At 70.1% G+C, this 12826-nt stretch carries 14 protein-coding genes; 8 read left to right on the forward strand and 6 right to left on the reverse strand.

Annotation, left to right across the window (positions count from 1 at the left end):
* Positions 1-6: 6 nt before the first annotated feature.
* On the reverse strand, positions 7-882 hold the full coding sequence (locus ACFVAE_RS07855; RefSeq protein WP_378890005.1) for a sigma-70 family RNA polymerase sigma factor: 876 nt from the start codon (positions 880-882) through the stop codon (positions 7-9).
* A 79-nt stretch (positions 883-961) separates the two neighbouring features.
* On the opposite strand from ACFVAE_RS07855, the gene ACFVAE_RS07860 reads away from it, so the two are divergent.
* The gene (locus ACFVAE_RS07860; protein WP_378890007.1) at positions 962-1348 is read left to right on the forward strand and encodes a DoxX family protein; all 387 of its coding nucleotides are present in this window, start codon (positions 962-964) and stop codon (positions 1346-1348) included.
* A gap of 1 nt (position 1349) precedes the next feature.
* On the opposite strand, the gene ACFVAE_RS07865 is transcribed toward ACFVAE_RS07860, so the two are convergent.
* Positions 1350-2378, reverse strand: a complete 1029-nt coding sequence (locus tag ACFVAE_RS07865) for a cation diffusion facilitator family transporter (RefSeq protein ID WP_378890009.1) — start codon at positions 2376-2378, stop codon at positions 1350-1352.
* Positions 2375-2740: an ArsR/SmtB family transcription factor gene (locus ACFVAE_RS07870; RefSeq protein WP_378890011.1), complete on the reverse strand. Its 366-nt coding sequence runs from the start codon at positions 2738-2740 to the stop codon at positions 2375-2377. The genes ACFVAE_RS07865 and ACFVAE_RS07870 overlap by 4 nt, the downstream gene beginning before the upstream one ends.
* 118 nt (positions 2741-2858) lie before the next feature.
* Here ACFVAE_RS07870 and ACFVAE_RS07875 point away from each other — a divergent pair, with 118 nt between their 5' ends.
* From ACFVAE_RS07875 to ACFVAE_RS07885, 3 genes are all read left to right on the forward strand, one after another.
* Positions 2859-3974: a serine hydrolase domain-containing protein gene (locus ACFVAE_RS07875; protein ID WP_378890013.1), complete on the forward strand. Its 1116-nt coding sequence runs from the start codon at positions 2859-2861 to the stop codon at positions 3972-3974.
* 27 nt (positions 3975-4001) lie between these two features.
* Positions 4002-4781 carry a MerR family transcriptional regulator gene (locus ACFVAE_RS07880; RefSeq protein ID WP_378890015.1) on the forward strand — a complete coding sequence of 260 codons (780 nt, stop codon included), beginning with the start codon at positions 4002-4004 and terminating at the stop codon, positions 4779-4781.
* A 71-nt stretch (positions 4782-4852) separates the two neighbouring features.
* Positions 4853-7057 carry an LLM class flavin-dependent oxidoreductase gene (locus tag ACFVAE_RS07885; RefSeq protein WP_378890018.1) on the forward strand — a complete coding sequence of 735 codons (2205 nt, stop codon included), beginning with the start codon at positions 4853-4855 and terminating at the stop codon, positions 7055-7057.
* Here the strand turns inward: ACFVAE_RS07885 and ACFVAE_RS07890 are convergent.
* Positions 7041-7964 (reverse strand): alpha/beta hydrolase, encoded by a 924-nt coding sequence (locus ACFVAE_RS07890; protein ID WP_378890020.1) that lies wholly within the window; start codon positions 7962-7964, stop codon positions 7041-7043. The two genes, ACFVAE_RS07885 and ACFVAE_RS07890, sit on opposite strands and share 17 nt — an antisense overlap.
* Positions 7965-8036: 72 nt before the next feature.
* On the opposite strand from ACFVAE_RS07890, the gene ACFVAE_RS07895 reads away from it, so the two are divergent.
* Positions 8037-8699: a TetR/AcrR family transcriptional regulator gene (locus ACFVAE_RS07895; protein WP_378890023.1), complete on the forward strand. Its 663-nt coding sequence runs from the start codon at positions 8037-8039 to the stop codon at positions 8697-8699.
* 52 nt (positions 8700-8751) lie between these two features.
* On the forward strand, positions 8752-9486 hold the full coding sequence (locus ACFVAE_RS07900) for an SHOCT domain-containing protein (protein WP_378890025.1): 735 nt from the start codon (positions 8752-8754) through the stop codon (positions 9484-9486).
* Here the strand turns inward: ACFVAE_RS07900 and ACFVAE_RS07905 are convergent.
* Complete coding sequence (locus tag ACFVAE_RS07905; RefSeq protein ID WP_378890027.1) at positions 9437-10180, reverse strand: DUF998 domain-containing protein; 744 nt, start codon at positions 10178-10180, stop codon at positions 9437-9439. The two genes, ACFVAE_RS07900 and ACFVAE_RS07905, sit on opposite strands and share 50 nt — an antisense overlap.
* 36 nt (positions 10181-10216) lie before the next feature.
* Positions 10217-10858, reverse strand: coding sequence for a TetR/AcrR family transcriptional regulator (locus tag ACFVAE_RS07910; RefSeq protein ID WP_378890029.1), 642 nt, complete (start codon positions 10856-10858; stop codon positions 10217-10219).
* A 143-nt stretch (positions 10859-11001) separates the two neighbouring features.
* Here ACFVAE_RS07910 and ACFVAE_RS07915 point away from each other — a divergent pair, with 143 nt between their 5' ends.
* Together ACFVAE_RS07915 and ACFVAE_RS07920 are read left to right on the forward strand one after the other, a co-directional pair.
* Positions 11002-11658, forward strand: a complete 657-nt coding sequence (locus tag ACFVAE_RS07915; RefSeq protein WP_378890031.1) for a hypothetical protein — start codon at positions 11002-11004, stop codon at positions 11656-11658.
* Positions 11659-11697: 39 nt separating this feature from the next.
* Complete coding sequence (locus tag ACFVAE_RS07920; protein ID WP_378890034.1) at positions 11698-12783, forward strand: substrate-binding domain-containing protein; 1086 nt, start codon at positions 11698-11700, stop codon at positions 12781-12783.
* Positions 12784-12826 lie beyond the last annotated feature (43 nt).

Consider the following 12826-nt stretch of genomic DNA (forward strand, 5'->3'; position numbering starts at 1 on the left):
CCCCTGTCATGCTCCCGCGGTCCGCGCCGGCAGGTGCATCGTCGCGAGCCGTGCCGGGTCGATGATCGACACGATGTCGATCATGCGGCCATCGGCCACCGTGCACAGCATCAGAGAGATCGGCTTGCCGTTCGTGCCCCAGACCAGGATGCCCGGTTCGCCGTTCACGCTCACCCGACGCGCCTCGAGACGGTCGGGATCGCCACGGCGGACGGCCGCAAGCACCTCGTTGGCGCCGATCCGCACAGTGTGGCCCCTCGGCGTGTGCCGGTGCCACGTGACATCCGGATCGAGCAGCCCCAGCAGCGCGTCGAAGTCGCCGCCCCGCGCCGCTGCCAGGAACGCGTCAACGACCGCGCGCCGCTGACGCAGTCCGCCGTTCGGGCGCGGAGTGCCCTGCACCTTGCGGCGAGCGCGACTCGCCATCATCTTCGAGGCATCCGTCGTCGTGCCGACGATCGTCGCCACCTCGGCGAACGGAACCGCGAACATGTCGTGCAGCACGAACGCGAGACGCTCCTCCGGACGCAGGGATTCGAGCACGACGAGCAGCGCCAGTCCGAGCGAGTCGGCCGTCTCCGCGGCATCCTCCGGCAGCTCGAGGTCTTCAGTGACGACCGGCTCAACGCGCGACCAGTCGTCGAGCTGCTGCTCGCCGCGCGTCGCGCGTCGGCGCAGCATGTCGATGCAGATCCTCCCGATCACCCTCGTCAGCCAGCCGGCGAGGTTCTCGATCTCGTCGCCGTCGTGGCCGGCCAGCCGCAACCAGGTCTCCTGCACGGCATCCTCGGCATCCGCCCGCGAACCGAGAGCTCTCGTGGCCACAGCCACCAGCCGTGCGCGGTGCTGCTCGAAGTCGGCGGCGAGTTCGTTCTCATCCATCTCGGTTACCTCCGGTCGGTGTCATCCGTCATCACTGTGACGAGCCCCGAGGGGCCGACGTAACGAGAAAGGCAAGCAGATGAACATCGCACTGTGGATTCTCACCGGAGCACTCGCCCTCGCCTATGGCACCGGCGGCGCCAGCCAGATCCTGCTCACCAAGGCACGCTACCGCGCCATCGCACCGAGCCAGCACTGGGTCGACGACTTCAGCGCCGGCAAGATCAAGGCCATCGGCACGATCAAGCTGATCGGGGTCGCGGGGCTCGTCCTGCCTCCGCTGGTCGGCGTCCTGCCGATCCTCTCGCCGATCGCAGCCTGCGGCCTGGCGCTGCTGATGTCGGGTGCCGCGACCACCCGGTTCCGCCGCAGCGAATGGGCCTACCTGGCCGGCGACACCGCCTACATGCTGGCCTTCATCTTCGTGGCCTGGGGCCGGTTCGCCCTCGCGCCGTACGGTAGCTGACTCAGGGCAGCTGAGCGCGCACCCCGACGATGAAGTCGTCGACGTTGGGCAGGTGCGCGCGCACGCTGCGCTCGGCGTCCGCCGCGACATCGGGATGCCCGGCCGCGGCGACCACGACCGCGTCGCCCTGCAGACGATGCCCGACCCAGCGCAGCCGCAGCCGCTCGATGCGCTCGACGCCGTCGACGTGCTCGATGGCGTGCTCGGCGCGGTCGACCAGCTCGGGCTCCACACCGTCGAGCAGCCGTCGGCCCACGCTGCGCACCGTGCCGATGAGCAGCACGAAGATCGCCGCCGAGATGACGAGTCCGATGATCGGGTCGGCCAGGGGGAAGCCGAGCAGCACGCCGATCCCGCCGATGACCACCGCGAGAGAGGTGAACCCGTCGGTGCGGGCGTGCACGCCGTCGGCGACGAGCGCCGCCGACCCGATGCGCCGGCCGACGCGGATGCGGTAGATCGCGACGGCCTCGTTGCCGAGGAAGCCGATGACGCCGGCGGCGATCACCCAGCCGAGGTTGTCCAGTGGCTGCGGATGCAGGATGCGATCGATCGACTGCCAGGCGGCGACCACGGCGGAGAGCGCGACGACGAAGACGATGAACAGGCCCGCGAGGTCCTCCGCCCTGCCGAATCCGTAGGTGTAGCGACGGGATGCCGCGCGGCGGCCGAGCACGAACGCGATCCAGAGGGGCACCGCGGTGAGCGCGTCCGAGAAGTTGTGGATCGTGTCGGCGAGCAGCGCGACCGACCCGCTGAACGCGACGACGACGCCCTGCAGCACGGTCGTGAGCAGCAGCAGCACGAGGCTCACCTTCAGAGCGCGGATGCCGGCGCTGCTGGCCTCCATGGCGTCGTCGATCGAGTCGGCGGCGTCGTGCGTGTGCGGCACGAACAGACCGTAGAGGAATCCCTTGAACCCGGTCGGGTGCTCGTGCGCGTGATCGTGGCCGTGCGAGTGGCCGTGCTCGTGCCCGTGATCGTGCGAGTGCCCGTGGCCGTGCTCCGCGTGCGTGTGCGTCGCGGTCATGCGCCTGCCCGCTCCTCGTGGTGGTGCCGCGGCACGCCCCCGAGGGAGTGCTCGGCCTGGAAGATCGCCGAGGCGACGAGCTCGGAGGCGTGCTCGTTCTCGAGCCGGTAGAACACCCGCTGGCCGTCCTGCCGGGTTGAGACGATGCGGGCGAGGCGCAGCTTGGCGAGGTGCTGCGACACGGCTGCCGGGGACTTGTCGACGATCTCGGCGAGGTTGTTCACCGACAACTCGCCGGCGTCCTGCAGGGCGAGGATGATGCGCACCCTGGTCGCATCGGCCAGCATCCCGAACACCTCGACGGCGAGCTCGACGAACGAGCTGTCCGGGGTGTATCCGCATTGCCGCTTATCTGCACTCATACGCAGATACTAATACAAAGATCTCTCGTGAACTCCCCTTGAGCTTGACCTTGGGTCAGGGTTCACACTCGCCGCAGCGCCACCGGAACGGCGGCCGACACCGAGAAGGAGAAGTACGATGACCATCCCCCAGACCTCCCCGACCACCTCCGCACAGGACCGCCCTGAACTGCAGAGCATCCTCGACGACATCGTCGCGTCGGGCATCACCGGGATCACCCTGCGGGTGCACGACGAGCACGGCGACTGGACCGGTGCCGCAGGCGTGAGCGAGATCGGCCGCGACGCGCTCCCGCCGGTCGACGGGCATGTGCGCGTCGGAAGCAACACCAAGACCTTCACGGCGGCGCTCGCGCTGCAACTGGTGGGTGAGGGCCGGATCTCGCTCGACGCGCCCGCCGCCGACTACCTGCCGGAGTTCGGCATCGACCCGCGGATCACGGTGCGGATGCTGCTGCAGCACACCAGCGGGGTGTTCAACTTCACCGGCGAGTACTACCCCGACGGCACGGTCGTCTCAGGCATCGCTGCGACCACCGCCGGCAAGGAGTGGGTGGACAACCGGTTCACGACCTACTCCGCCGAACACCTGGTGCGACTGGCCCTGTCGAAGCCGGCGCGCTTCGAGCCGGGTACCGACTGGAGCTACTCCAACACCAACTACGTGATCGTCCGGCTGATCATCGAGCGGGTCACCGGGCACACCGTCTCCGAGGAGATGCATCGGCTGATCATCGCCCCGCTGGGCCTGGTCGGCACGTCAGCGCCGTCCACGACGACCGAGATCGCCGAGCCTCACGCGCACGCCTACTACCGGTACGACGAGGACGGGCAGCAGGTCACCGTCGATGTCACGGAGCACAACCCGTCGTGGATCTCGAGCGGCGGCGACATGATCTCCACCTCCCGCGATCTGCAGGCGTTTCTCACCGCGCTGGTCACGGGGCGTCTGCTTCCCGCCGAACTGTTCGCCGAGATGCGCACCACCCGCGCCACGCCGATCCCGGGCATGGAGTACGGCCTGGGCATCTTCGTACAGGACCTCGGCGAGGACGGCACCGTCATCACCCACAACGGCGGGGCGGCCGGCCACGCGGCCCTGATGTACTGCACGCCGGACGGGCGGCGCAGCATGACCGCGACGCTGAACTACATCGACGACGCGGCACTTTCCCTGGCGATCCCGTTCCAGCAGGGCGGACAGCGGCTCGTCGACGCCGTGTTCCGCGGCTGAGCGTCGAGGATCGGGCAGGCTGGGCGGATGAGCACCGGACTCACCATCGGACAGGCGGCTGCCTTCGCCGGCGTGACCGTCAAGACCGTGCGGCACTACCACAAACTCGGTCTCGTCGATGAGCCGCCACGGGACTCGTCCGGTTACCGCCGCTACGGATCCTCGGAGCTGCTGCGGCTGGTGCAGGCGCGCACGCTCGCGGGCGCGGGGGTCCCCCTCAGCGAGATAGCCCCACTGCTCGACGCCGACGACGCGGAGTTCTCCTCTGCGCTCGTCGGCGTCGAAAAGCAGTTGTCCGAGCGGATCGACGAACTGATCGCGCGCCGGGACACACTCCGCCGTCTCTCGGACGGCGATAGAGCGCTGCTCCCGGAGCGGGCCGCCGCGTTGCTCGAGCGACTGCCAGCACACGGCTTCACCGCCGAGGAGATCACCGCCGCACGAGAGGGGCTGATCCTCGCCAAGGCGCTGGTGCCCGAGGCCTTCGAGGAGCACCTCGCGGCAGTGGAGACCGCCATGGCCGACACGGCGTTCGTCGCGCTCAGCCGACGCGTGGCCGAGACCGCCGCGTGGCGCGTCGACGATCCCCGCATCCCTGCCCTCGCCGAGGAACTGGCGGACCACTATCTCGCCAATCCTGCGCAGCTGAAGATCGTGACCGGGCTGCAGGCGCGTTCCGATACGGCCGCCAAATACCGCGTCGTGCGCGACTTCGGCGCGGACGAGGGCACAGCCGGTGAGCGCCTGGCGGCGCTGGTCGAAGCACGGTTGCGCGCGGAGGGCGTGCGCATCCCCAGACCGGACTGAGCCGGAAATGCAGGTCGCTCCGGAACGGTTGCACCCGGTGAGGATCGCGCAGTTCAGAGGAGGACAGCGACATGGACTACGGCCACGAGCTCCGGTTCGGCACCTTCATCACGCCGGTGAACAGCGATGCGCAGCAGCCGGTGCGCCTCGCCCAGGCGAGCGAGGACCTCGGCTACGACGTGGTGACGTTCCAGGACCACCCGTATCAGCCGGCGTTCCTCGACACGTGGACGCTGATGTCGTTCGTCGCGGCCACGACCTCGCGCATCCACATCGCGCCCAACGTGCTGAATCTGCCGCTGCGGCCGGCACCGGTCACGGCGCGAGCCGCGGCATCCCTCGACCTGCTCTCCGGCGGCCGCTTCGATCTCGGCCTTGGTGCGGGCGGGTTCTGGGACGCGATCGAGGCGATGGGCGGACGCCGGCTGACGCCGGGCCAGGCGGTGGACCAGCTCGACGAGGGCATCGACGTGATCCGCGGAATCTGGGATGCCGGCAATCGCGAGCACTTCCGCGGCGGCGAGTACTACCCGGTCGACGGCGCCAAGCGGGGCCCGGCGCCCGCGCACGACATCCCCATCTGGCTGGGCGCCCTGAAACCGAGGATGCTGCGGCTGCTGGGCCGCAAGGCGGACGGCTGGTTGCCCTCGCTCGGTTATCTGAAGCCGGGAGATCTGGCCGCGGGCAACGCACGCATCGACGACGCCGCCTCCGACGCCGGCCGCGACCCGGGCGAGATCCGGCGGATGCTGAACGTCGGCGGCGACCTGCCCGCCGAGCGGCTCATCGAGCTCGCGATCGAGGACGGTGTGAGCACCTTCATCCTGGTCGGCGACGACGTGACGGCCATGCAGCGCAATGCCGAGGAGATCATCCCCGCAGTGCGCGAGGCAGTCGCCGCCGAGCGCGCCCGACGCGGCACGGCCCCGGCATCAGCACGCAGCGCCGCAGCGCTCGCCCTTCGGAGCCCGCGCATCGACTACGACGCCATCCCCGCCTCGCTGCGCGACCACGCCGTCGAACCCGGCGACTTCGAGTACCGCACCGTGAAGTCCACATACCTGCGAGCCGGGTCGCCCGGACTCGTGCTGCGCCCGCGCACGGAGGACCAGGTCGCCGATGCAATCGGCTTCGCGCGCGACCATCGCGACGTGCCGCTCGGCATCCGCAGCGGCGGGCACGGCATCAGCGGCCGCAGCACCAACGACGGCGGAATCGTGATCGACCTCAAGGCTCTGAACGGCATCGAGGTGCTCGATGAAGACGCGCGCCGCGTGCGCGTAAGCGCGGGGGCGCGCTGGACGGATGTCGCGCAGGCGCTCGCCCCGCACGGGTGGGCCCTGTCCAGCGGCGACTACGGCGGGGTCGGGGTGGGCGGACTCGCCACCGCCGGCGGGATCGGCTTCCTCGCCCGCGAGCACGGCCTGACCATCGACCATCTCGTCGGGGCGGACGTCGTGCTCGCGGACGGCTCGCGCGTGCGGGCATCTGCTGACGAGCATCCGGACCTGTTCTGGGCGCTGCGCGGCGCCGGCTCGAACATGGGCGTCGTGACCGCTTTCGACTTCGAGGCCGACGCGATCGGCGAGGTGGGCTGGGCGCAGCTGGCCGTCGACGCCTCCGAGATCGCCGGGTTCCTCACCGGCTTCGGCCGAGCGCAGGAGACTGCACCGCGCGACACGACGATCTTCGTGATCCTGCACACCCAGGGCGCGCAGGTGATCGGGCGGATGTACGGCGTCGTCGACTCCGACGTGCCGGACACGATCGTGGAGCGCCTGCAGCCGTTCGCCGACGTGGCGCCGCTGGTCGGGCAGCAGGTGAGCCTCGCGCCCTACGCGTACATCATGGCGAACGCGTCGGATGCGGCGCACGACGGCCAGGGCGAACCCCTGTTCCGCTCCGGCCTGGTGGACCACCTCGACGAGGCGGTGGCCGCGGCCGCCGCCGTGCTGGTGCGCACCCCCGGCACGCACTGGTTCCAGATCCGATCGGTCGGCGGTGCGGTGGCCGACGTGCCGGCTGACGCCACCGCTTACGCGCACCGCACCGCGAACTTCGCGATCACGGCGTCCGGAGCCGGCACCGCGTTCGACCGGGCGTGGAACGATCTCGCCGCACACTTCGAGGGGCTGTACATCAGCTTCGAGTCCCGATCGGATGCCGCGCTGCTGGAGCAGGCCTATCCGGCGGCGACACTCGACCGGCTGCGCGAGGTCAAACGCCGCTACGACCCGGACGGCCTGTTCCGCGACAACTTCAGCGTGCGGGGCTGAGATCGGCGCGAGCCCCGGCATCCCGCGTGCGACCCACCCTCTGAGCGCGGGTCGCACGCGGGACCCGGGCTGTCGGCGGGATCTCGCGGCGCACGACCTCGAGCACGGCGTCGAGCGCGGCATCCGATTCCAGCACCCGGCTGTGGCCGGATCCCTCGGTCTCGATCAGCGCGACCTGTGCCGGGTTCTGCTTCGCGAGCCGGCGACTCTCGGCGATGTCGGCCATCTGATCGCCGCGGTCGTGCACGATCGTGACCGAGAGCCCGGGCGAGAGGGCGCCGCCCAGCAGGTCGTACCGCCCGTCGAGCACGTAGCCGCGGCGGCGCAGCCGGCCGGCGAACCAGGCCTCCTGCAGTCGCATCGCGCTGCCTCCGAGACCCGCCATCCTGGCGAACTGCTCGCTGAGGTATCCCACTCGCAGGATCGGCGCGATGGCGACGATGCGGCTGGTGATCCCGGCATCCGCCACCGCGGCTGCGACAGCGAGGGTGCCGGCGGAATGCGTGACGATCGCGTGGAAGCCGCCCTCGCGGCGGGCGAGCGCGTCGATGACCGCGCGGAACTCGCCGACGTGGGTGCGGCGACCGGGCGAGTCACCGCTGGCGGGGGCGTCGAAGCCGATGACACGGTAGCCCTCGGACCGCAGCTCGCGCACGACGGCGGCGAACTGCGCGGCGCGGCCGCGCCATCCGTGCACGACGAGGACGGTGCGCTCGCCGGCGCCCCATTCGTAGACGACGACGCGTCGTCCGGCGACGATGATGCTCTCGCGGCGAGCGGCGTCGTGCGTCGCCTGCTCGCGCTCGTGCACCGGCCGCCTGGGGCCGAGCCCGAGGTAGGCCGGGTAGGTGAGTCCCGCGGCGAGCGCGGGGGCCAGCATGTCGATCGAGCGGATCACAGTACTCATCACGGATCTCCTAAACAATACGTACGGCCGTTCACTTAGTTATGTGGACGATCGTACTGATATATTCGAGACATGACAACCCCCGTGATCGACGGTCGCCGGGCCAGAGGAGACCGCACTCGCCACGCAGTGCTGGCGGTCGGTACGCAGCGCGCCACGACCGAGGGCTTGAACGGCGTCTCGATCGCCCAGCTCGCCGCAGCGGCCGGAGCCAGCAAGAGCGGCGTCGCCGCTCTGTTCGGGTCGAAGGAGCAGCTGCAGCTGGCGATCGTCGCCGATGCCAAGCGCGTCTTCACCGAGGTCGTCGTCGACCCGGCGCGCATCCACCCCCGCGGGCTGCGGCGACTGCGCGCCCTGGTGCGCGCCTGGGTCGACTACTCCGCTGGCCGCACGTTCGCCGGCGGATGCTTCTTCCTCGCCGCCTCCACGGAGTTCGCCTCACAGCCCGGCGCCGTGCACGACGCGATCTCGGAGGCGATGCACCTGTGGCGCTCGTACCTCGACATCTCGGTCGCGCAGGCCATGGACGACGGCGATCTGCCGCGCCTGGAGGACGCCGCGCAGCTGAGCTTCGAGCTCGAGGCGCTGCTCTCGCAGGCGAACCGCACCTCGCTTATGCACGGCGGCGACGAACCGTACCGCCGCGCCGAGCGCGCGATCGTCGAGCGCCTGCAGGCCCTCGGCGCGAAGGACGCGTCACTCGAGATCGAACTGGGTCCGCGCCCGAGGGTCTGAGTTCGACCGATACGCTGGAAGGCGCTGTCTGTGCGATCTGAGGGGGCAACACGTGGCGCTGCCGGATTCCGTCTTCGAGGCCAAGCGTCGGGCCGACCCTCGAGCCGTGCTGCGCGTCGTCGCGCACGACGAGCCGGCCGACCGTCTGCCGCAGGACGCCTCGGCATGGGTGGGCCGCAGCACCTCAGTGCCCAAGGTGCTCCTCAAGACGGCACTGGTCATCGCGATCACCGTCGGCGGCGTCTGGGTCGTGACCGTCAACGCCTGGGACCATGACGGGTTCTTCCCGTGGTACTGGAACGTGATCTGGACGATCTTCCCGTGGGTGTTCCTCGGCCCGCTCTGGGCCGGATACTTCCGGTCGCTCTCCCGCAAGCCCGCGAACGACCGTTTCCGCAAGGAGTACCCCGCGGCGCGCAGCACCGCGACGGCGACGGTCGGCCGGATCCTCGCCACGAAGCTCTCGCAGACCGATTCCGGCGGGGTCGCCGACTATGTTGCATCCGTCGCCGACGCGAACGGCGAGATCATCGTGAACCGGCTCGCGACCGGCGCGACGTTCGCGCCCTTCGAGGCGCCGCAGCCGGGCGAGCCCGTCCACCTGTGGCGGTTCCCCGACGGATGGACGCTGATCCAGGCCGCTCGCGGCGGGGTTCGGGTCACGATCTCGGATGCCGGCGGCGATGCGCTGGCCGCGCAGCTCGAGCGGCTCGCACGCCTGCATCGCGCCGGTGACCTCACCGACGAGCAGTTCGACCTGGCGAAGCAGAAGCTGCTCGCCGGCTGAGCGACGGGAACACCGGCGACCTCAGCGCCGCGCGAGAACCGGATGCGGCACCGCGCGGTACGCGGCGACCGACGCCAGTGCGAGCCACGCCCACCCGGCCAACACCGCCAGCCAGAGCAGGCCGACCCCGAACGGCGATCGTGCCAGTGCCCCGCCCGCGACGAACGCGACGATGATCACGGCGCCGGCGATCCGGGACCACAGCGCGGCCTGCGCCGACGCGTTCCTCGCCAGCCACGGAGCGGCCACGAACGCCGCCGCTCCGAGAGAGGAAGCCGATCCCACCGAAGACGAGGTGCAGCATCCCCGACATGGTGAACGCGCCACCGCCCGCGCCGGGCGGGAAGTCGGCCGTCGCATCGGGTGGGAAGACCGCGCTCATGATGAGGCAGACGCCGTAGACCGCGACGAGCACGGCGGCCGTGCGCGGCCACGCCGGAGTGCGGAGCATCCCGACGGCGGCGACGAGCGTCATCAGACCGGCCAGCACGAGGTTGGTCGCCTGCAGCCAGCCGAGGTTCCCGAGCAGCAGCATGCTGAGCGCGTCGCGGTTCAGCGCGAAGCCGGGACGGGTGAGAGCCAGGATCAGCCCGAAGATCAGATAGAACGGTCCCGCGACGACGCCCCACCCGAGCATCGAGCGGGTGACGGCGGCGGCGCGGTCGAACCCGTCCGCCTGTGATGCAACAGCCATGTCGAACTCCTTGTCCTCCGTGCCCTGATCGATGGGTCAGGTGCGCTTCCTGTGCGCGGCGAGGAACGCCTCGGCGGCCTGCGCTGCCTGCTGTTTCCGCTCCCGCACAGACGGGATCCAGCCGGGGTGGAACATTGCGCGATCCAGCGATGGCCCCAGGGTGAGGAAGGCGAGCCGGGATGCCGCGGCAGAGGCATCCGTCACGTCGATGAGCCCCTTCTCCCCCCAATCCTGCACCGCACCGGCGAGCGCTCCGATCGCTCGCTGCGGCCCCCACGTGTAGTACTCGTGCGCGAGGTCGGCGAACTGATCCGCCTCGGCGATGAGCAGACGCCGCAATGCGAGAACCTGCGGCTGCATCACGGAGTCCAGGTAGGTGCGGGTGAGCCGTTGCAGCGTGTCCTGCAGCTGAGCGGTGGTCTCGGGCGCCGGTTCCAGCACCGCCGAGAGCACCTGGAGGATGCGGTCCGAGGCGCCGATGATGCCCAGTGCCAGCTCGCGGAACAGCGTCTCCTTGTCGGAGTACTGCTTGTACACGGTCTGCTTCGACACCTGCGCATCCGCTGCGATCTGATCCATGCTCGTCTTCGCGTACCCCTGTCGCAGGAACAGCGCGAGCGCAGCCTCGGTGATCTGTCGGCGCTTGAGCGCCGTGCGTCCGTCCTCATCGGTCGCCATGACGCGATAGTACTGGACCGTCCAGTACTTTGCCAGCCCCTTTCCGGACGACGCGACTACGCTTCTGTGAGGGCCCCGGCAGTGCAGGGGCGTCACCCCGGGCCGGCACACGGCCCGCCGTTCGTGAAGAGGATGCCCACCGGATGACCACGGATGCCACACCGTCGCGACGCCACGACCTGCCCCGCCGGCTGAGTCGATCGCGGGTCATCACGCTCGCCCGCATCCTGCTGCCGACCTGGGACGGATCGCTGGCCGCGCTGACCGCCGAGCTGCGCGCCGAGTCCGGGCTGACGGACGGCGCGTTCCGCACCCTCTTCCCCACCGACAGCGCCCTGCTGCACGCGGTCGATCTGGAGCTGATCGAGGAGTGCGCACAACGCGTGCGATCCGCGGCGGAGACCTTCGACGCCCGTGAACACGACGGTGAGGACCTCGTGCTCGCTCTGTCGATCGCACTGGCCGAAGCGCGTCCGCTGGACTGGAGCTCACTCACCATCCGGCTGCGGGAACGCCAGCTGGCGGCATCCACGGGTGCGCGGAGCGAGGATGTCATCGAGTCCGAGCGCGCGTTCCTGCCTGCCCTGCTCGATGCCTTCGAACTGCTGCTCTCGCAGATCGGCCGCGAGTTCGAATGGCAGCCAGCACTCGGCGTGCGCGTCGTCATCCTGACCTACGAGCGCTCCTTCGAGTCGTGGATCATGTCGGGCGGCGACGAGAAGTCGTTCGCCGGTTCACCGTTCGTGCGGCAGACGCTGCCGGCGCTGCTGGTCGGGGTGAGCCGGGCCGTCGAGGGCTAAGGTGTTAGGAATTGTTGCAGCACCCGCCCGGGAGGGGACATGCACGCCGCAGCGCGCCATGATGCGATCCTGAGAGAGCTCGAGCTGCGAGGCTCGCTCCTGACCTCCTCGTTCGCGGAGCGCTTGGGCGTGACGACGATGACCCTGTGGCGCGATCTCGTCACGCTCGAGGAGCGCGGCTTGATCACCCGCGTGCACGGCGGGGCCGTCTCACCGGCGGTCGCCCAGCAGCAGTCGGCCGCCCCGGATGGCGGGCGAACGATGACCCGTCCGGTCGCGACGATCGGGATGATCGTGCCGAACATCCGCTACTACTACCCGGCGGTGATCCGGGGCGCGAGCCAGGCCGCGCGCGAGCTGAACTGCCGACTCGTCGTCGGCGCGACGAACTACTCCCCCGATGAGGAGCGACGCCAGGCGAAGCGCCTCATCGCCGCCGGGGTCGATGCCCTGATGATCACACCGCACGACAGCATCCGCCAGGCGAGCGCGCTGCAAGCGCTGCTGGAAGACGCTCGGATCCCCGTCGTGATCGTGGAGCGATCAGTGGACGACGCGGTCGCGGGCCGCCTGGAGTGGGTGCGCTCGGACCACGCGTACGGGGCGGAGATCGCCGTCAAGCACCTCGTGGAGAACGGCCACAGCCGCATCGCACTGGCGGCACGGGATGCGGCCACGACGGCCGGTCTGATCACCGGCTACGAGCGCGCCATGTCGGCGATCGGCGCCCCGGACGGACACCGGCTGCAGCGGCGCCTCCCCGACCCGCCGCAGGGCGACGGTGTCGTGCTGAGCGAGCTCGAGGCTCTGCTCGACGACTGCCTGCGGGCGGACATCACTGCGGCGATCCTGCTCGGCGACGCCGACGCCATGGCGTTCACCGACCTTGTGCTCGAGCGCGGCCTGCGCATCCCCGAGGATTTCGCCGTGATCGCCTACGACGACGACGTGGCCGCATTCGCCGCGGTCCCACTCACCGCAGTGGCGCCGCCGAAGCACGAGCTGGGCCATTCCGCCCTGCGCCTCTGCTTCGACCGACTGCGCGAACAGCCGGGAACTGCACACACCGTCGTGCGGATGACGCTGCTGCCGACCCTGTATGTGCGCGATTCGACCGTGCGCTGAATGTTAGGTTCTGTTAGATAACAGGTGTTCACCTTTGTGACCT

Source organism: Microbacterium sp. NPDC057659, assembly GCF_042799915.1.
Taxonomy (GTDB): domain Bacteria; phylum Actinomycetota; class Actinomycetes; order Actinomycetales; family Microbacteriaceae; genus Microbacterium.